The organism is Notoacmeibacter marinus (assembly GCF_002238045.1).
GTDB classification, from domain to species: domain Bacteria; phylum Pseudomonadota; class Alphaproteobacteria; order Rhizobiales; family Rhizobiaceae; genus Notoacmeibacter; species Notoacmeibacter marinus.
The window spans coordinates 53,176-71,492 of record NZ_NBYO01000001.1 but is presented as its reverse complement, the minus strand read 5'-3'; the positions used below and the strand labels follow the sequence as shown (position 1 = coordinate 71,492).

The window sequence follows — 18,317 nt, the reverse complement described above, 5'->3', positions numbered from 1 at the left end:
CCCGGTCCGGTGGTCGCACCGTCCGACCGCCGGCGCTGGGCAGTGCGACCGTATGTGCAGCGAATGTTCGCGGATTTGCACCCGCGACTGGGGTCATTCCGGCCCACATCGCTGCGATAACCACGCAAGGGGCTGATTGCGACCGAAGCAATCGCCTTCGCCCGATGGGACAAGCGGGTGATCAGCCTCCATCGGTTAGATCGATAATCTTGGCTTCGCGTTCGGCGGGCAGATAGAGCGCTTCGTCGCCGCGCTTCGGTTCCAGTTCGGCAGCGGCGGTCAGCATGGCCTCGCGCAGCCGGCACTGCATGTTCCAGCCGGTCGTGGGATCGCGTGCATCCGCGTAAAACCGGACCAGCATGCCCGTTGCCTCGTGCCCGACGACCTGCACCTTCGCCTCGTTCTTCGTCAGAATATCCGCGTCCTCTTCGACAAACTGTTGGAAGCGCTCGCGCATCGGTTCGAGATCGGCGAGATGGTTCAGCCGAAGTTCGACATATTTGGTGATGGTCGCATCCTGCTTGGTCCAGTTCTCGAACGGATGACTGACGAAGTAATCGACGGGCACGATGATCCGCCGCCGATCCCAGCTTCGCAGTTGAATGAAGGTGAAGTTGATGCGCTCGACGGTACACCAGTAACCTTCGAACAGAACATCGTCGCCGATCTTGGCCGATTTCGACAGCGCGATCTGCAGCGACGACATGATGGAGGATAGCGCCGAGCGGGCCGCAAAGCCGATCACCAGCGTCAGCAGGCCCGCCGAACCGAGAAGCGCCACCGCCATGCCGTCGAACACATTGGTTTGCAGCAGAACGATCCCGAACCCCGCTACGGCGAGGACAAGAAGTGCGATCCGGCGCGCTGCCGAAAGATTGGTCTGAAGTTCCCGGTCGCCTTCGTTCTCCGGCTTGGAGATGTCGTCGATCTTGCTGGCGAAGACCCTGTCCAGCATCGTGTCGAAGATGCGCACGAACAGGAAGATCAACGCCAGAACGAGGAACATGGTCCATAGCGGCGTCATGAACACGTCGACCGGGGCGGAGAAGACGAAGAGATACCGGGTGAGGAGCCAGCCGATAACGCCCGTCAGCATGGACGCTGCCGGCAGGGCAATGGCGTCCAGGAGTTCCGCGACGACGCTACGGTCGGTTCGCGACTGGAAGCTGCGGAGCCCGCGATAGACCGTGAGGAAGACGGCGATAAGGAGAACGATTGCGATCGGCAGTGCCGCCATTTCCCAGACTGCGACGCCAAAAGGCGTATTCTGCTTCAGCGACTCCGGCAGCCAACGCTCGAAACGGCTCGGCCCATAGGCCTCGTAAAGCCCTTCAATGTTGCCGACCGTCTGACGCGAGAAAACCCATACGGGATCGCCCCCGGTCTCCTTGATACGCCTCAATCGTAGCGAAACCGGCCGATAATCCAGCGCGAGCTGGCCAAGGCTGAGGTCGCGCTGCGCTTCGCCCGCACTGGCGTCGCGGCTCGATCCACGGGGATCGAGCGCATCTGGACGGTCTGGTAGAGCGCTCCAGTCGATCCAGATTTTTCGGTCGAGCACCGCGTAGAGCTGGGCGGCTCGCTCGAAACCGATCCGCTCTTGGTCGGCGAGGTCTATATCGGTGAGGTCGAGCAGGTGCGCTGCGTCAGCATAGCGTTTGTCGCGGCCAAGCATGAGAAAGGTCTCGAGGGCCGATTGTGGCGTCTCGCGCAGAAGATCGACACCGGTCGGCGGTGGCAGGCCTGCATTCAGGCGGTCGGTTTCGAACCAGCGGCTCGGTGGTCCGCCATTGCTGTTCGACTGCGCAAAGGCGGTGGGAAGAGCCATTGCCAGTCCTATCAGGATAAGCAGGCAGATAGCGCAGAAGCGATGCCGTACAAAGTGAATCGAATCGATGGATATGATGACGTGCATCCCCCTCAGATCGGCCTCCCCAGCCTCCAACCGAGTGGTCCCGCGTCGGCACGGACCGCCACCCATCATCGTATTGGAATGCATGATCCACCGTTACGTTCCCGCAGCTGCAAGGCGCGCCGGGGCGGTTTTCCGCGGAGGAATCGGCCCGGATAGGGTCGGAAGCGCCCGGAATTCTTGAAACAGCCCCAATGACACGCCACATTGGCACCAACGGATTCGTGGGGAATCCAAGTGGGCGTCTCCTCAATCATTGCCAGCCTTCGGGATGTTCGAGACGCTGCCGAATGGCCCATGCGGGCCAAGAAAGGAACAAGATGCCTGATAAGGAACAGCGGGTCGATGTGATTGCCGAAGGCCGGTATGCGGTGCTTCCCCTGCGCGATATCGTCGTTTTCCCACACATGATTGTCCCCCTCTTCGTCGGGCGCAGCAAATCCATTGCCGCGCTGGAAGACGTGATGAGTGCGGACAAGCAGATCCTCCTTGCAACGCAAAAGAACTCGACCGATGACGATCCCGCTTCCGAGGATATTTTCGAGATCGGTACGCTCGCAACGGTCATGCAATTGCTGAAACTGCCGGACGGCACGGTCAAAGTCTTGGTCGAAGGCCAGTCACGCGCACGCCTGACCGCGTTCACAGATCGTGAAGAGTTTCACGAGGCCGATGCCGAGATTCTCGGCGAGCCGGACGAGGACGCGGTGGAGATCGAGGCTTTGGCGCGCTCGGTCGTCTCCGATTTCGAAAATTACGTCAAACTCAACAAGAAGATTAGTCCCGAAGTGGTTGGCGCTGCCGGCCAGATCGAGGAGTTTTCCAAGCTCGCCGATACGATCGCCAGCCATCTTGCGATCAAGATCCCCGAGAAGCAGGAGATGCTGGCGACCATTCCGGTCAAGGACCGGCTGGAAAAGGCCATGGGCTTCATGGAGGCGGAGATATCCGTTCTCCAAGTGGAGAAGCGCATCCGCTCGCGCGTCAAGCGCCAGATGGAGAAGACCCAGCGCGAATATTATCTCAACGAGCAGATGAAGGCGATCCAAAAGGAGCTCGGTGAGGGTGAGGATGGCCGTGACGAGCTGGGCGAACTGGAAGAGCGGATCAAACAGACCAAGCTCTCCAAGGAGGCCCGCGAAAAGGCCGAAGCGGAGATGAAGAAGCTGCGCGCCATGAGCCCCATGAGCGCGGAGGCCACGGTCGTGCGCAACTATCTGGATTGGCTGCTGTCCATTCCATGGGGCCGCAAATCCCGTGTCAAAACCGACCTGAACGCTGCCCAGAAAGTGCTGGACGACGATCATTACGGTCTTGAGAAGGTCAAGGAAAGGATCGTCGAATACCTGGCGGTGCAGAGCCGGCAGAGCAAGCTGAAGGGCCCGATCCTTTGCCTCGTCGGCCCGCCCGGCGTCGGCAAGACGTCGCTTGCCCAGTCCATCGCCAAGGCGACGGGCCGCGAATATGTCCGCATGGCGCTTGGCGGCGTCCGCGACGAGGCGGAGATTCGCGGTCATCGGCGGACCTATATCGGCTCGATGCCCGGCAAGATCATCCAGTCGATGAAGAAGGCCAAGAAGAACAACCCGCTCTTCCTGCTCGACGAGATCGACAAGCTTGGGCAGGATTTCCGCGGCGATCCCTCTTCGGCGCTGCTCGAGGTGCTGGATCCGGCGCAGAACAACACGTTCGCCGATCACTATCTCGAGGTCGATTACGATCTGTCCAATGTGATGTTCATCACGACGGCTAATTCGCTGAACATTCCAGCGCCGTTGATGGACCGGATGGAGATCATCCGCATCGCCGGCTATACGGAGGATGAAAAGGTCGAGATCGCCAAACGGCATCTATTGCCAAAGGCTATCAAGGACCACGCTTTGAAAGAGGGCGAATTTTCGGTCAGTGAGGAGGCGATCCGTCATATCGTGCGGACCTATACGCGCGAAGCTGGCGTCCGCAATCTCGAACGCGAGTTGATGACGCTCGCTCGAAAGGCCGTCACCAAAATCCTGAAGGATGCCGACGCCACGAACGTGCCCGTCACGGACGAGAATCTGGAAGACTTCCTCGGTGTGCCGCGCTTCCGCTACGGCGAGGCCGAGGGCGAGGATCAGGTTGGTGTTGTCACAGGCCTGGCCTGGACGGAAGTCGGCGGCGAACTCCTGACGATCGAAGGCGTGATGATGCCCGGTAAGGGCAAGATGACCGTCACCGGCAACCTGAAGGATGTGATGAAGGAGTCGATTTCGGCCGCTGCGTCTTACGTTCGCAGCCGGGCCGTCGATTTCGGCATCGAGCCGCCCATCTTCGATCGACGGGATATCCACGTCCATGTGCCCGAGGGTGCGACGCCGAAGGATGGCCCGTCGGCCGGTATTGCCATGGTGACCTCTATCGTTTCCGTTATGACGGGCATACCCGTCCGCAAGGACATCGCCATGACGGGCGAGGTGACGTTGCGTGGCCGGGTCCTGCCCATCGGCGGTTTGAAGGAAAAGCTGCTGGCCGCGCATCGTGGCGGGATCAAGAAAGTGCTGATCCCCGATGACAATGCCAAGGATCTGGCGGACATTCCCGATAATGTGAAGGAAGGTCTGGAGATCGTCCCTGTCAGCCGGGTGGGAGAGGTGCTGGGTCACGCCCTGACAAGGCTGCCCGAACCGATCGAATGGACGGAACCGGAGGTTGTGTCGGTACCCACGGTACCTGACGCAACGGAGTCCGCGGTGGCGCATTAAGGCGTCTCTTCCACAGATATCAGGGGAAAAGGCCGGGTTTTCCGGCCTTTTCTGCCTTTTCAGGGCCTGAATTATCTGTATCTGTGGCAGGCCCCTGTTATTCTACGAGCGTAGATGGCTGGACAATACGTGCCGGAAAAGAGCCTCAGGCTTCTACGGTCGACAGATTCGAAGAGGAGAATCCCATGAACAAGAATGAACTCGTCGCGGCGGTTGCCGAAAAGACCAGCATGTCCAAGTCGGAAGCCGGCGATGCTGTCGATGCGGTGTTCGAAGCCATTCAGAACGAACTCGGCAAGGGCGGCGATGTCCGCTTGGTCGGTTTTGGCAATTTCTCCGTGAGCCATCGCGGTGCCTCGAAGGGCCGTAACCCACAGACGGGCGCTGAGGTCGACATTCCGGCCCGCAACGTTCCCAAGTTCACGGCCGGCAAGGGCCTGAAGGATTCCGTTAACAAGAAGTGATTTGCGTGGCCGGGCCGTTATGCCCCCGGCCCGGGAAATAAAAATTCTAAGGGCCGGTGCGCAGCGCACCGGCCTTTTTCGTGTGGGGATCGCCGAGAGCAATTGCCGCCGGCGGGCAGGACCCTGTCTGATCCGCCGCTTCCAAAACGATCGTGCGTTCTGCACAGACTTGGAATTGTTGGCGCCCATCGGCCCGCCAGTCGTCGAGACAGACAAGTGTCGAAACAGTTTTGTACACGGACAAGGCCAGCCTATAGTGAAGCGGCGGCGGGTCGGTCATTTGGAGTAGGGTCAGCAGACTGGGGGCAATTGGCATGCTGCGTCATATCGCGACAATCGTTTCTTTTGCGATTCCGCTTGGTTTTCTTGCCGGTTGCCAGACGACTCCACCGGACGTCAAAACCGAGATTTCGAAAAGCGTGCCGAGCGACTACCGCGAACAGACGGCCCTCTATTTCCGCAGGCATCTGAAAGATCCCTATAGCGTTCGCGATGCGGAAATATCCGGTCCGACAAGCGCCTTCGCAGGCATCCTGTATGGCGGCACGGTTCCGGCTGTCTGTGTTCGGCTGAACGCGAAGAATGCGTATGGCGCCTATATGGGCATTACGACCTATGCGATCGGTTTCAAGGACGGGAAGGTTTCCGGCGCGGTCCAGGTTGTGTTCGATACCTGTCGGAAAGAACAGTACGAGCCTTACCGCGAATTGATGACTGGCTGACGGTCGCCGGATTGCGGAACGCGCGAACTCTTATCGACCCAAGGCGAAATTGTCGGCAGTCCGAGCGGGGAAATGGTGGGCGGTGAGAGGCTCGAACTCCCGACATCCTCGGTGTAAACGAGGCGCTCTACCAACTGAGCTAACCGCCCGACAGAAGGTCGAAATCGACGCACGACGCCTACGATGTCTGTCGGCATGGCGCAAGATGGAAATGCACCGGACAGCGATCCCGGCAGCCCATTAAGAAATACCGTTACGGCAGAACGGAAAAACATGCCAGCAGGGCTTCAATCGTGTTGACAGTCCCGAGGCGAAACCGTAATCAGCGCTCCACGGAACGCGGTGGCGCAACATGCGCTGTTCGTTTCGATGCGCGGGTGTAGCTCAGTTGGTTAGAGTGCCGGCCTGTCACGCCGGAGGTCGCGGGTTCGAGCCCCGTCACTCGCGCCATTGTTTTTCCGAACGAATGGCTGAACGGATCGATCCGCCGCCTTGCTGTCATCATGCAGCGGCGGTGAAGAGGAAGACGCCGAACAGGCTCTTTGTGTCGGTCCAGAACTTTGGGTTGCCCCAGCCAGTATTGGCGGCAAGTTCTGTAAAATGTTCGGGCGAATATTTGTAGGAATTTTCGGTGTGGATGCGCTCGCCGGCGACGAAGTCAAAGCGTCTGTCTGCTATACCGACGCTCTGGTCTCCGAGGCTTTCCAGATGCATTTCGATCCGGCTTTTCCTCTCATTGAACAGAGCAATGTGGCGGAACCGGTCGACCGAAAAATCGCCGCCGAGTTCGCGGTTGATCCGTTTCAGAAGGTTAAGATTGAATGCAGCGGTCACGCCTGCCCGATCATCATACGCGGCGACCAGCGTTTCTTGGTTCTTAACAAGATCGACACCGATTAAAAGGTGCACTGCACCCGTCTCCTGGCGAAAGCGGCGCAAGAGCGTCTCCGCCTGGCGGGGTTCGAAATTGCCGATCGTCGAGCCGGGGAAGAACAGCGTGACCGGCATGTCTTTATCGATGGCGGCCGGCATGGCGAGGTGTTTTGTAAAGTCGCAGCCGACCGGATCGATGGGCAGGTCTGGAAAGTCGCAGGAAAGGCTCTCTGCGGCCCGGTGAAGATGGGTGGCGGATATGTCGGTCGGCACGAATCCCGCCGGGTTCTTCAATGCATCGAGAACGATACGCGCCTTCCTGAGCGATCCGGCACCCGGTTCGTACAGCACCACGCCTTCGTCAAGCGCGTCCGCGATCTCACCGGCCCGCTCTTGCAGAATGGCGGCCTCCGTACGTGTTGGATAATATTCTGGCAATTGGCAGATCTGGTCGAACAGCGCGGAACCTTCCGCATCATAGAACCATTTCGGCTCGAGCGTTTTCGGGTCCTGCGAAAGGCCGTTCAGGACTGAATCGCGGAACTGCGTATCGAGCCTTTCAAGCATCGCGCGCCAGTCGCAGGCCAGTCATCTGCCAGCGGTGATGCGGATAGAAGAAATTGCGATAGGTGCGTCGCATTTGCGCGGCGGGGGTGAAACAGGAGCCGCCCCGTAAAACGAACTGATTGACCATGAACTTGCCGTTATATTCGCCAACCGCGCCCTCTGCGGTTTGGAAGCCGGGATAGGGCAGGAAGGCCGATGCCGTCCATTCCCAGACATCGCCCCACATTTGCAGCATGGTGTTGCCAGGCTGAGCTGCCGAAGGGCGTAGCCGCCCGGTTTCATGGAAATTGCCGTCTTCGACCCGACCCGATGCGATTTCCCATTCGAACTCCGACGGTAGCCGCGCACCGGCCCATCGCGCATAGGCGTCGGCCTCGTAATAGCTGACATGGCTGACCGGCGCATCCGGATCGACCGGCTGGGCGCCGCGCAAACTGAACTGCATCCACTGCCCATCTTCCTGCCACCAATAGGCCGGCGCGCGCCAACCCTCCCGTTGGACGGTGGCGAAACCATCCATCAGCCAAAGCGGCGCGTGCGCATAGCCGCCATCCTCGATGAAGGCGATCCATTCGCGATTGGTGACGCAGCGATTGGCGATCTCGAACGGGCGGATCAACTGATCGTGGCGGGGCGTCTCGCAATCATAGGCGAAGGTTTCCTCACCATGGCCGACCGGCAAGATGCCGCCTTCGAAGACGAGCCACGACAGATCACCCGTATCGCGTACTTCCAGCGGTTCCGGCTTGCGATAGGCGGGGCGTAGCGGATTGTGGCTGAGAACATGTAGAAGATCGGTCAGCATCAGTTCCTGATGCTGCATCTCGTGGTGACAACCGAGTTCGACAATGTCGGCGGGCGCTGCGCCCCTCTCGACGAGCCGTTCCACCGCTTCATCCACCTGCGCGCGATAAGCCAGCACATCGCAAATCGTCGGACGCGTGACGAGGCCGCGTTGTGCCCTTGTATAGCGGGGTCCGGCCTGCACGTAGTAGGAATTGAACAGAAAGGCGAAGCGCTCGTCGGGAGACGAATAGGCGGGATCGCATGGTCGCAGAACGAACTCTTCGAAGAACCAGCTCGTATGCGCCAGATGCCATTTGGTCGGACTGGCGTCCTCCATGGACTGCACGGCCATGTCTTCCGGCTCCAGCCCTTCGATCATTGAAAGGCTGCGCTGGCGGGTCTGACGAAACAGGTCCAGCAGCGGCGCGTCGTCCAGAACTTTCGCGAAGAGTGCGGTCATCCTTCGGGCCTTTCTCTGGATCGATAACCCTTGACGGGTCGGTCCAAACGTTTTCAGAAAAGCTAATGCACAAGCCCCGTGCGTAAAGGTGAATATATGTTTGCTGCCGCCACCGTGGTGTCACCAGTCAGGTACGATAAAGGCAGGATATGACCATTTAACGTCACTTGCCGTGGATCGCGTAGGACGCGATGGCAAACCGCAAATTTTGCCGCTAGAAGGGCGCGGAGTGTCAACAGGAGACAGACTGCTAATGGTCCAGGCCAATCGCACCGTCCGCGCCGGATCGGTATCCTTCGCCAATGACGCGCCCTTCACGCTGATCGCCGGCCCATGCCAGATGGAAAGCCGCGATCATGCGTTCGACATGGCCGGCGCGCTGAAAGAGATCTGCGGTCGCCTGGGTCTGGGGCTGGTCTACAAATCCTCCTTCGACAAGGCGAACCGGACCTCGCTTTCCGGCAGGCGTGGAATCGGTCTGGACGACGCATTGCCGGTCTTCGCCGATCTGAAGAAGGCGCTGGACCTGCCGGTTCTGACGGATGTCCATACCGAAGAGCAGTGCGCCACGGTGGGGGAGATCGTCGATATTCTCCAGATCCCGGCCTTCCTGTGCCGCCAGACCGATCTGCTCGTTGCCGCCGCGAAGACCGGGCGCGTCGTCAACGTCAAGAAGGGCCAGTTTCTGGCGCCCTGGGACATGACGAACGTGCTGGCCAAGATCGTCGAGAGCGGCAATCCGAACGTGCTGCTGACCGAGCGCGGCGCGTCCTTCGGCTACAACACGCTGGTTTCCGACATGCGCTCGCTGCCGATCATGGCCGAGACCGGCGCGCCGGTGATCTTCGATGCCACCCATTCGGTTCAGCAGCCGGGCGGGCAGGGCGGGTCCACCGGCGGGGAGCGGCGCTTCGTCGAAACGCTCTCGCGCGCTGCCATTGCCGTCGGCGTGGCGGGCCTGTTCGTCGAGACCCACCAAGACCCCGACAACGCGCCCTCCGACGGTCCGAACATGGTGCCGCTCGACCGGATGGAAGCCATGCTCGAACGGCTGATGGCCTTCGATGCGGTCACCAAGGGCTGACAACGTTCCTGAGCGCCGGGGAGGCCAAGATGAAGCCCGCTGCTGATCTCGAGCCGAACAGCTACGCTTTCGAGACCCGCCCGCTGGTCAAGCCAACGGGGTTTCGCGAATACGATGCGCGCTGGTGGTTCGGCCATCCGGGCAGCGACAAGCCGCCGGAACTCAATCTGCTGGGCGTGCAGGCGCTCGGCATGGGACTGGCGACATTGATCGCCCGAAAGGGGATCGGCCGGCGGATCGCAATCGGCCACGATTTCCGCTCCTATTCGCTTTCGATCAAGCTGGCGCTGGCGCAGGGACTGATGGCGGGCGGCGCCGAGGTGCTTGATATTGGTCTGGCGCTGTCACCCATGGCCTATTTCGCGCAGTTCGCGCTGGATGCGCCCTCTGTCGCCATGGTGACGGCGAGCCACAATGAAAATGGCTGGACCGGCGTGAAGATGGGCTGCGAGCGGCCGGTCACCTTCGGGCCTGACGACATGGCGGCGCTGCGCGACATCGTGCTTTCCGGCGCGTACGAAACGGCGAAGGGCGGCTCTTACGATCGGGTCGAAGGTTTCCGTGAGCGCTATCTCGAGGAAGTGACGGGTGGCATCGAAATCGGTCGCCGCCTCAAGGTCGTCTGCGCCTGCGGCAATGGCACGGCCGGCGCGTTTGCGCCGGAAGCACTGGAGCGCCTCGGTTGCGAGGTGATCCCGCTCGATTGCGAACTCGACCACAGTTTTCCACGTTACAACCCGAACCCCGAAGACATGGAAATGTTGCACACCATGGCGGCGGCGGTGGTCGAACATGGGGCGGATCTGGCGCTCGGCTTCGACGGCGATGGCGACCGCTGTGGCGTGGTGGACGAGACCGGCCGCGAAATCTTCGCCGATAAGATCGGCGTGATGCTGGCGCGGGATATGGCTAGGGAGCAGGGCGGCGGCCAGTTCGTCGTCGACGTCAAATCGACCGGCCTTTACCATACCGATACCGTGCTTCAGGACCTCGGCGCGCGGACCGACTACTTCAAGACCGGTCATTCCTACATCAAGCGCCGCGTCCGCGATCTCGGCGCCACCGCAGGCTTCGAGAAATCCGGCCACTTCTTCTTCGGGCCGCCCTATGGCCGGGGCTATGATGACGGCCTGCTGACCGCCGTCGCCGTGCTACGAATGCTGGATCGCAATCCCGGCCAAACGCTGGGCGGCCTCTATGACGACCTGCCGCTGACCTTCGGATCGCCGACTATGAGCGCCCATTGCGCCGACGAGGTCAAATACGAGGTGGTGGAGAATGTCGTGCAATCCATCCTCGAGATGGAGAGGATGGGCGAAACGCTGGCCGGTCACCCGATTGCGGAAACCAATACCGTCAACGGCATCCGCGTGACGGACGATGAGGGCACCTGGGGCCTCGTCCGCGCTTCGTCCAACAAGCCGGAGATCGTTGTCGTAGTCGAAAGCCCGGTTTCCGAGGACCGCAAGCGGGCGATGTTCGAGGCGGTAGACAGTCTCCTGCGCCGTCACGATGCGGTGGGCGCCTATAACCAGACGATCTGAACCGCCAAGCTTATCATCGGGCAAAGCCTCCTAATCTGCGCCGGATATTTAATCGACTATTCCTTTGCTGGGATCGCCGAGGGTCATACCAACTCGGGTACGACCTCCACTCTGCGTCCCCGCGACAGGAATATTCATGAACGCCCCCCTTTCCCATCTGCAACGGCTCGAAGCGGAATCGATCCACATCTTCCGTGAAGTGGCGGCCAGTTTCGACAATCCTGTCATGCTCTATTCGGTGGGCAAGGATTCGTCGGTCATGCTGCATCTGGCACTCAAGGCCTTCTATCCCGCGCCGCCGCCCTTTCCCTTTCTGCATGTCGATACGACCTGGAAGTTCCGCGAGATGATCGAGTTTCGGGACCGCATGGCACGCGACAAGGGGTTCGATCTTCTGGTTCACACAAACGAGGAAGCACGCGACGAGGGCGTCGGGCCGTTCACGCACGGCTCCTCGGTGCACACCCACCTCTACAAGACGGTCGGCCTGCGCCAGGCGCTCGACAAATACGGGTTCGATGCGGCCTTCGGCGGTGCGCGGCGCGATGAGGAGAAGAGCCGCGCCAAGGAGCGTATCTTCTCGTTCCGCAATGCCAGCCATGGTTGGGACCCGAAGAACCAGCGGCCGGAAATGTGGAATATCTACAACACACGCGTCGCCAAGGGCGAATCGATCCGCGTCTTCCCGCTCTCCAATTGGACCGAGCTCGATATCTGGCAGTACATCCTGCAGGAGCGCATCCCTATTGTGCCCCTCTATTTCGCCAAGCAACGTCCCGTGGTCGAGCGCGACGGCATGCTCATCATGCGCGATGATGACCGCATGGAGCTTCTGCCCGGCGAAGAACCGAAGGAGCAGATGGTCCGGTTCCGTACGCTCGGTTGCTACCCGCTGACCGGCGCTATCGAAAGCGAGGCCGACACGCTCGAAGCGATCGTCGCCGAGATGCTGGTCGCCCGCACCTCCGAACGACAGGGCCGCCTGATCGACAAGGACGAGGCCGGCTCGATGGAAAAGAAGAAACGCGAGGGGTATTTCTGATGAGCGCGCTCGCCAAACTCGACCGGCTGGATGAAGCCGAAATCACGGCGGCCGATACTGTCGCCGCCTTTCTCGCCGAGCAGGAAGCCAAGAGCTTTCTGCGCTTTCTGACCTGCGGATCGGTGGATGACGGCAAGTCGACCCTGATCGGCCGGCTTCTCTACGACACCAAACTGATCTTCGAGGATCAACTGGCCTCGCTGGAGAGCGAGTCGAAGAAATTCGGCACAACGGGCGAGGACATTGATTTCGCCCTGCTCGTCGACGGTCTCGAAAGCGAGCGGGAGCAGGGCATCACCATCGATGTCGCCTACCGCTTCTTCGCCACGGCCCGGCGCAAATTCATCGTGGCCGATACGCCCGGTCACGAGCAATACACCCGCAACATGGCGACGGGCGCCTCAACCGCCGATCTCGCCATCGTGCTGATCGATGCCCGCAAGGGCGTTCTGCCTCAGACGCGCCGCCACTCCTTCATCGCGTCGCTGCTCGGCATTCGCCACATCGTCGTCGCTATCAACAAGATCGATCTGGCCGATTACAGCCAGGAGACCTTCGACCAGATCGTTGCCGACTACCGGCGTTTCGCTGCCGATTTCGGCTTCGAGACGATCACTCCGATCCCGATGAGCGCCCGCTACGGCGACAATGTCACGACGCGTAGCCGGAAAATGGGCTGGTATGATGGCCCGACGCTTCTCGATCATCTCGAAACCGTCGCGGTCGACGACCGGACGGACGATCTGCCGCTGCGTTTTCCGGTGCAATATGTGAACCGCCCGCATCTGGATTTCCGTGGTTTTGCCGGAACAGTCGCGTCCGGGGCAGTTGCAGTCGGCGATGAGGTTGTCGTCGCCAAGAGCGGCAAGACCGCGCGGGTTTCACGGATCGTCTCCATGGACGGCAATCTGGAGGCAGCCGCCACCGGGCAGGCGGTTACGCTCGTTCTGAACGACGAAATCGAGGTCTCGCGCGGCAACATGCTGGTCGCACCCGAAGAGCGACCGCACATTGCCAGCCAGTTCGAGGCCAATATCGTCTGGTTCGGCGAGCAGCCGCTGCTGCCCGGTCGGTCCTACATTCTGCGGACCGAAACCGACCAGGTGTCGGCCAATGTCACGGCGCTTCGGCACAAGGTCGACGTCAACACATTCGCTGAGGAGGCCGCCCGACACCTCGACCTCAACGAGGTCGGTGTGATCAACATCGCCACGCAGAGCGATCTGGCCTTCGATCCCTATGCGAAGAACCGGGCGACCGGCGCGTTCGTCCTGATCGACCGCGTGACCAATGCGACAGTCGGGGCGGGTATGATCAATTCGGCTCTCCGCCGCGCCGACAATATCCACTGGCAGGCGCTCGACGTGAACAAGGCCTCCCGCGCCGAGGCCAAGGGGCAGAAACCCGCCGTGCTGTGGTTCACGGGTCTATCCGGCTCCGGCAAATCCACCGTCGCGAACATTCTGGAGAAGCGCCTGCACGCCAAGGGTAAGCATACCTATACGCTGGACGGCGACAATGTGCGCCATGGGCTCAACCGCGATCTCGGTTTCACCGACGAGGATCGGGTGGAGAATATCCGCCGCGTCGGCGAGGTCGCCAAACTCATGTCGGATGCCGGGCTGATCGTCCTCTGCTCCTTCATTTCGCCCTTCCGGGCGGAGCGGCGGATGGTGCGCGATCTGCTCGACGAGGGCGAAATGATCACGATCTGGGTGGATACGCCCATCGAGGAATGCGCCCGTCGCGATCCGAAGGGTCTTTACAAGAAAGCCTATGCCGGCGAAATCGAGAACTTCACCGGCGTCGATAGCCCGTTCGAACTGCCGGAGCGCGCCGAAATCCACCTGAAGGCCAAGGACCGGACGGCGGAAGACATGGCCGACGAGATCGAAGCGTGGATGATCGAACGAGGTTATATTTGATGCAAAGCCAAGCCGTTCTGGAGATTTTCGAACGGCTTGCATTGGAGGCGGGCAGGGCAATCCTCGCCATTCGGGCAAGGGGAATCGAAGTCGAATGCAAGACCGACGATTCCCCCGTCACCGAGGCCGACAGGACAGCCGAGGCCATCATCCTGAAAGGGCTGGCGGACGAGCTTCCCAACATACCGGTTGTCGCCGAGGAAGAGGTCGCAGCAGGTCGGCGACCCGACATTTCGGGCGGGCGTTTCGTTCTGGTCGATGCGCTGGACGGCACTCGCGAATTCATCAAGGACAATGACGATTTCACCGTCAATATCGCCCTGATCGAAGACGGCGTTCCGACCGTCGGCGTCGTGCTGGCGCCTGCCCGACAGCAGATCTGGGCTGGTTCGCCGGCTGGAGCCATATCGGCCCGTGCCATCATGCAGCAGGGCGCTATCGATGGTCGCCATCCTATTGCCTCCCAGCGCCCCGCGACACCGCTGCGCGTCGTCGCCAGTGTTTCCCACCGAACGCCGCAGACTGACCGGTTCATCGCAAGTTGCCCGAAGGCGCAGACCGTTTCGGTCGGCTCATCGCTGAAATTCTGTCTGCTGGCGGAAGGAGAGGCCGATCTCTACCCGCGCTTCGGGCGAACGATGGAATGGGATACGGCGGCGGGCGACGCCGTTCTTCGCGCCGCTGGCGGCCTGACCCGGAAGCCGGACGGACAAGCGCTCGTCTATGGCAAGACCGATCAGGCAGACGATGCCGATTTTGCCAATGGACCGTTCATCTGTGCCGGGAACGAAGAATTGCTGGAGCGGGTGCTGGCCGAAGGAGCGTGCGAGAGCATTCCTGTGTCGAAACAAATCAGTTCAGGCGGCTCTGCCGACTCGTGACTTGGACAGCCAGCCGAGGATATCCTCTTCGACAGCCGGCAATTCGTGCGCCAGACCGCCGGAAAAATCATCGAAGGCCGCTCGATTGAGATTGTTTACGGCCGTCAGGACAGGGATGCCGCGCAGCACCGCTTCGCCGATCAAGGCGTGAAAGCCGCCGCCTTGCGCTTCCTGCTTGCCGAATTTGTTGACGATGAGCAGGTCGATATCGCCGCTCATGGCCTCGGTCACGATACCGACGGCCGCTTCAAGCGAAGCCGTATCCAGTCGACAGCCACGCGAATTCGATCCGAGATCCTGGCTGATGCGAAACGTCTCGCCATTCGGCAGAACACGCACATGCATGTCGGCATGGCGTCTGTCGGGTCGGTCGACGTCAGACTGAACGAGCCCGGCCAAACGCCAGCTCCTTTGTTCCAGATACAAGGCAACGTTGGACAGAACCGCGTTGACCTGACCAGGAACCGGTGATGAGACGACGGCGAGTTTCATCCGGTTTCCCCGATTGTTGTTCGAAGTTAAGCAGAAATGGCGGGATTTGAGCAATCCCGCCATTTCGATTTGCCGGTTCAGCCCTTGCGCTGAATGACGGAGTCGAAGTCCCAGGGAGTGGCGTCGTCAGTGGCCACCATCGGGACCGGTCGCGGCTTCAGGCTCATCTCATCGAAATTGTTCTTGTACGGAGATTCGCCGACGCGGCGGATGACGCCTCGTCCCAGCTTGTAGCGATAGTTGCCGCTGACCGGATCGGGCACCGCGTGACAGACCGAGTTCGCCTGGCTGCCGGGATAGTTGAAGTTGGCCATTGTCACCCCCGGACGCATCTCGTCCGACACGATGGCGACGGCAACGAAGCTGCCCTCGGTCGTCGTGATGTGGCCATCCTCCTTCAGCTTGGTGAAGGACAGATCATCCGACTGAACGCCCACGGGCCGCCCGCTCTGGATATAGACCGTGTCGTTGTAGCCTTCGACCAGATCGCCCGATTCGATGCCGCGCGGTTCCGCATCCTCCGGATGAATGAAGATGTACGGCCACGGCCAGCGTTTTGCCAGATAAGGCTTGCGGCGGTCGTCGAAGCCCGATTGCCAGGTTTCGTTCACCCGGCCATTGGTGATCCAGACCTCATCCTTTTCGGCGCGCGGCTTGATCGCCTCGTAAAAATCGGACCAGGCATTGTTCTCCCAGGGCGTGCGCAGCAGCAGAGCTTTGCCCGAATGGGTGCCGAAGGAATAGAGCCACTTCTGGTCGGCCACGGCCCCTTCGATCTCGCCCCAATCATTGTCTGGGTCGTGCAGGCGCTTGGTGCCGACAAGTTCGCCGTCGATCATGCGGATCGGCGTCTGAATGCCGGTGGTGCCGAGCTCGCGCAGCTTGTCATGGCTGCGCTTGCCTTCTTCCTGCGCCTTCTTGTGAAGGGCGTAGTAAGATAGCACGCCGGTGCGGGAGAAACGGGCCGCCTCTTCGAAGATGTCGGCGGAATTTTCCCATTCGAACCCTTCGAACCCCATCTTCTGGGCAAACTGGGCAATGGCCCACCAGTCCGATTTGGCGTCTCCGGGCGCGTCGGCGATCTTGGAATAGAGGCGCAGGCGACGTTCGGCGTTACAGCGCGAGCGGTCCTCTTCGCCCCATGCCGCGGCCGGCAGCACGATGTCGGCGATCTGGGTGTTCAGCGGGTCGACCGGATAGATGTCCGAATTGACCAGCACCATGCCGCCTTCGTCCACCCGCTTCTTGTAGACCTCGATCAGATGATCGCGGTCGACGCTGCGCGGCTGATGCTTGCTTTCCTTGACGAGGTCATGGACGCGAGAGCCCAGTTCCTGGCTGGCGAGCATGGCCGGGAACCAGACCGTTCCCATCACCCACATGAAGCGGACATTGCCGTCCATGACCCAGCGGTCGACATTGACGGACTTCTTGCGCCGTCCGGGATGCTTCTCCGGCGACAGATAGACGCGCTTGGGACCGGAGCCCATCCAGCCGCGCTGGTGGCCGCCGCCGCGCGAGATGACCTGACCGGGGCGGTTGCCCGCGCCGCAGACCAGCCCGAGGGAGGCGAGCGACGCCGTGTTCATGTAGTTGTTGGACCAGTAATTGCCCTTTTCCAGCATGAAGGATGTCTTCACGCGGGTGCCGTCTTCCTTCGGCTTGGCGATCATCTCGGCCGCCTGCTCGATCAGCTCCGGCTTCAGGCCGGTGATCTCGGCCGCCTTGGCAAGGTCCGCGGCAGGCTCTTCCATGATGAATTTCTGGTAGTCTTCCCAGTCGGACTGGTAGCGGCCCCAGGTCGTCCGCCACTGCCAGCGCGTGTTGCGCGTGCCGCGGCCATAGCCGGAGTTGACCTCCCAGCGATTGGCGATCCACTTGTCGATGAACTCCTGGTCCTGCCAGTTGTTCTGTAGGATGATCTTCGAGATCGCCAGATGTAGCGCGGTGTCGGACCCCGGAATGACCGGAAGCCAAAGGCCGCCATTTTCCAGGGCGTATTGCACGCCCATGGTCCGGTGCGGCGTCACCATGATCATCTTCTTGTCTGGATTGTCGCCATACATCATCCAGGAGGTGAAGAGCACGGTCTTCGTCTCGTACGGATCGACGCCCGAGCAGAAGGCGACATCGGTCATGCCCCAATCGTCATAGCTCGCCGAGAAGGCGTTGATGCCGGCGTCGTCGAGGCCGGGCGTGTCTTCGGCGGCCTGCGGCTTGTCGTGCGGTGCGTAGATCGGCGTGCCGATCGAATTGTGCACCAGCTTGGAGATCGCATAGGTGTTCTCGAAGAACTCGTACGAATAGGTCTTCATGCCCCAGGCGTGAACGCCATGCTTCTCCAGGACATATTTGGACACTTCCGCCATGACGTCGGTCACGACGTCCCAGGAGACGGGCGTGAGCGTATCGACGACGCGGATCATCGGCTCGCGCAGACGTTCGCGCGTCGGTGTCGTCGGGTTGTAGAGCTTCTGGGCCAGCGTGCCGCCCCGGATGGAGTGGTTGCCGTCCACGTTGACGACCGGCGTGTCCGGATCGGGAATGATGATGACGTGATGCGGCCGGCCCTCATGGTCGACGATGTTGTGCTGGTTCGGGCTGACCCAGGCGGTCAGCGGCGCACCCGTCGGGAAATCGATCCCGAGCGCGTTCTGATCGGCAGCCGGTCCGCCCTGCCGGCCCACGGGCCAGCGATAGGCGAGATAGCCGCAGGCCACGATGCAGTAATCGCAGGCCGTGGTGATTTTTTCCGCGTCGACTGGCGGTAGAGGAACGACGTCGACGTCGGGATTGTCATAGGGAGTCGTCATTTGATGTCTTC

General features: G+C 60.9%; 13 protein-coding genes and 2 tRNA genes. 9 read left to right on the top strand and 6 right to left on the bottom strand.

Going from position 1 to position 18,317, the window contains the following annotated elements:
• Positions 1-181 precede the first annotated feature (181 nt).
• A complete protein-coding gene (locus tag B7H23_RS00315; protein ID WP_158215726.1) occupies positions 182-1,828 on the bottom strand; it encodes a mechanosensitive ion channel family protein in 1,647 nt (548 codons plus the stop codon).
• A 404-nt stretch (positions 1,829-2,232) separates the two neighbouring features.
• On the opposite strand from B7H23_RS00315, the gene lon reads away from it, so the two are divergent.
• The 3 genes from lon (at position 2,233) to B7H23_RS00295 (ending at position 5,839) form a co-directional block, all read left to right on the top strand.
• Positions 2,233-4,653 carry an endopeptidase La gene (gene lon / locus B7H23_RS00310; RefSeq protein WP_094075437.1) on the top strand — a complete coding sequence of 807 codons (2,421 nt, stop codon included), beginning with the start codon at positions 2,233-2,235 and terminating at the stop codon, positions 4,651-4,653.
• A gap of 125 nt (positions 4,654-4,778) precedes the next feature.
• Positions 4,779-5,117, top strand: a complete 339-nt coding sequence (gene hupB / locus B7H23_RS00305) for a DNA-binding protein HupB (RefSeq protein WP_276294032.1) — start codon at positions 4,779-4,781, stop codon at positions 5,115-5,117.
• Positions 5,118-5,431: 314 nt separating this feature from the next.
• Complete coding sequence (locus B7H23_RS00295; RefSeq protein ID WP_094075434.1) at positions 5,432-5,839, top strand: hypothetical protein; 408 nt, start codon at positions 5,432-5,434, stop codon at positions 5,837-5,839.
• 73 nt (positions 5,840-5,912) lie between these two features.
• On the opposite strand, the gene B7H23_RS00290 is transcribed toward B7H23_RS00295, so the two are convergent.
• A tRNA-Val gene (locus B7H23_RS00290) sits at positions 5,913-5,988 on the bottom strand.
• 224 nt (positions 5,989-6,212) lie between these two features.
• Between B7H23_RS00290 and B7H23_RS00285 the strand changes: the two genes are divergently transcribed.
• Positions 6,213-6,289: transfer RNA gene (locus B7H23_RS00285), tRNA-Asp, on the top strand.
• A gap of 51 nt (positions 6,290-6,340) precedes the next feature.
• Here B7H23_RS00285 and egtD read toward each other — a convergent pair.
• Positions 6,341-7,279: an L-histidine N(alpha)-methyltransferase gene (egtD, locus tag B7H23_RS00280; protein ID WP_094075433.1), complete on the bottom strand. Its 939-nt coding sequence runs from the start codon at positions 7,277-7,279 to the stop codon at positions 6,341-6,343.
• Positions 7,272-8,525, bottom strand: a complete 1,254-nt coding sequence (gene egtB / locus B7H23_RS00275; RefSeq protein WP_094075432.1) for an ergothioneine biosynthesis protein EgtB — start codon at positions 8,523-8,525, stop codon at positions 7,272-7,274. The genes egtD and egtB overlap by 8 nt, the downstream gene beginning before the upstream one ends.
• Positions 8,526-8,778: 253 nt before the next feature.
• Between egtB and kdsA the strand changes: the two genes are divergently transcribed.
• The 5 genes from kdsA (at position 8,779) to cysQ (ending at position 15,001) form a co-directional block, all read left to right on the top strand.
• Positions 8,779-9,609, top strand: a complete 831-nt coding sequence (gene kdsA / locus B7H23_RS00270; RefSeq protein WP_094075431.1) for a 3-deoxy-8-phosphooctulonate synthase — start codon at positions 8,779-8,781, stop codon at positions 9,607-9,609.
• A gap of 29 nt (positions 9,610-9,638) precedes the next feature.
• Entirely contained in the window at positions 9,639-11,153 is a 1,515-nt protein-coding gene (locus B7H23_RS00265; protein ID WP_094075430.1) for a phosphomannomutase/phosphoglucomutase, read from the top strand.
• 136 nt (positions 11,154-11,289) lie between these two features.
• The gene (gene cysD / locus B7H23_RS00260; RefSeq protein ID WP_094075429.1) at positions 11,290-12,195 is read left to right on the top strand and encodes a sulfate adenylyltransferase subunit CysD; all 906 of its coding nucleotides are present in this window, start codon (positions 11,290-11,292) and stop codon (positions 12,193-12,195) included.
• The gene (gene cysN / locus B7H23_RS00255; RefSeq protein WP_094075428.1) at positions 12,195-14,120 is read left to right on the top strand and encodes a sulfate adenylyltransferase subunit CysN; all 1,926 of its coding nucleotides are present in this window, start codon (positions 12,195-12,197) and stop codon (positions 14,118-14,120) included. Before cysD ends, cysN begins: the two co-directional genes overlap by 1 nt.
• Positions 14,120-15,001 carry a 3'(2'),5'-bisphosphate nucleotidase CysQ gene (gene cysQ, locus B7H23_RS00250; protein WP_094075427.1) on the top strand — a complete coding sequence of 294 codons (882 nt, stop codon included), beginning with the start codon at positions 14,120-14,122 and terminating at the stop codon, positions 14,999-15,001. Before cysN ends, cysQ begins: the two co-directional genes overlap by 1 nt.
• Here cysQ and B7H23_RS00245 read toward each other — a convergent pair.
• Together B7H23_RS00245 and B7H23_RS00240 are read right to left on the bottom strand one after the other, a co-directional pair.
• Entirely contained in the window at positions 14,978-15,493 is a 516-nt protein-coding gene (locus B7H23_RS00245) for a DUF2478 domain-containing protein (protein WP_094075426.1), read from the bottom strand. The genes cysQ and B7H23_RS00245 overlap by 24 nt on opposite strands.
• A 77-nt stretch (positions 15,494-15,570) precedes the next feature.
• Positions 15,571-18,306 carry an arsenate reductase (azurin) large subunit gene (locus tag B7H23_RS00240; RefSeq protein ID WP_094075425.1) on the bottom strand — a complete coding sequence of 912 codons (2,736 nt, stop codon included), beginning with the start codon at positions 18,304-18,306 and terminating at the stop codon, positions 15,571-15,573.
• Between the last annotated feature and the right edge of the window lie 11 nt (positions 18,307-18,317).

Excerpts from the sequence above, each read along its gene's own strand:
- B7H23_RS00315 (WP_158215726.1), bottom strand. The coding sequence starts at position 1,828 with ATGGCTCTTCCCACCGCCTTTGCGCAGTCGAACAGCAATGGCGGACCA.
- lon (WP_094075437.1), top strand. The coding sequence starts at position 2,233 with ATGCCTGATAAGGAACAGCGGGTCGATGTGATTGCCGAAGGCCGGTAT.
- B7H23_RS00295 (WP_094075434.1), top strand. The coding sequence starts at position 5,432 with ATGCTGCGTCATATCGCGACAATCGTTTCTTTTGCGATTCCGCTTGGT.
- egtD (WP_094075433.1), bottom strand. The coding sequence starts at position 7,279 with ATGCTTGAAAGGCTCGATACGCAGTTCCGCGATTCAGTCCTGAACGGC.
- egtB (WP_094075432.1), bottom strand. The coding sequence starts at position 8,525 with ATGACCGCACTCTTCGCGAAAGTTCTGGACGACGCGCCGCTGCTGGAC.
- kdsA (WP_094075431.1), top strand. The coding sequence starts at position 8,779 with ATGGTCCAGGCCAATCGCACCGTCCGCGCCGGATCGGTATCCTTCGCC.
- B7H23_RS00265 (WP_094075430.1), top strand. The coding sequence starts at position 9,639 with ATGAAGCCCGCTGCTGATCTCGAGCCGAACAGCTACGCTTTCGAGACC.
- cysD (WP_094075429.1), top strand. The coding sequence starts at position 11,290 with ATGAACGCCCCCCTTTCCCATCTGCAACGGCTCGAAGCGGAATCGATC.
- cysN (WP_094075428.1), top strand. The coding sequence starts at position 12,195 with ATGAGCGCGCTCGCCAAACTCGACCGGCTGGATGAAGCCGAAATCACG.
- cysQ (WP_094075427.1), top strand. The coding sequence starts at position 14,120 with ATGCAAAGCCAAGCCGTTCTGGAGATTTTCGAACGGCTTGCATTGGAG.
- B7H23_RS00245 (WP_094075426.1), bottom strand. The coding sequence starts at position 15,493 with ATGAAACTCGCCGTCGTCTCATCACCGGTTCCTGGTCAGGTCAACGCG.
- B7H23_RS00240 (WP_094075425.1), bottom strand. The coding sequence starts at position 18,306 with ATGACGACTCCCTATGACAATCCCGACGTCGACGTCGTTCCTCTACCG.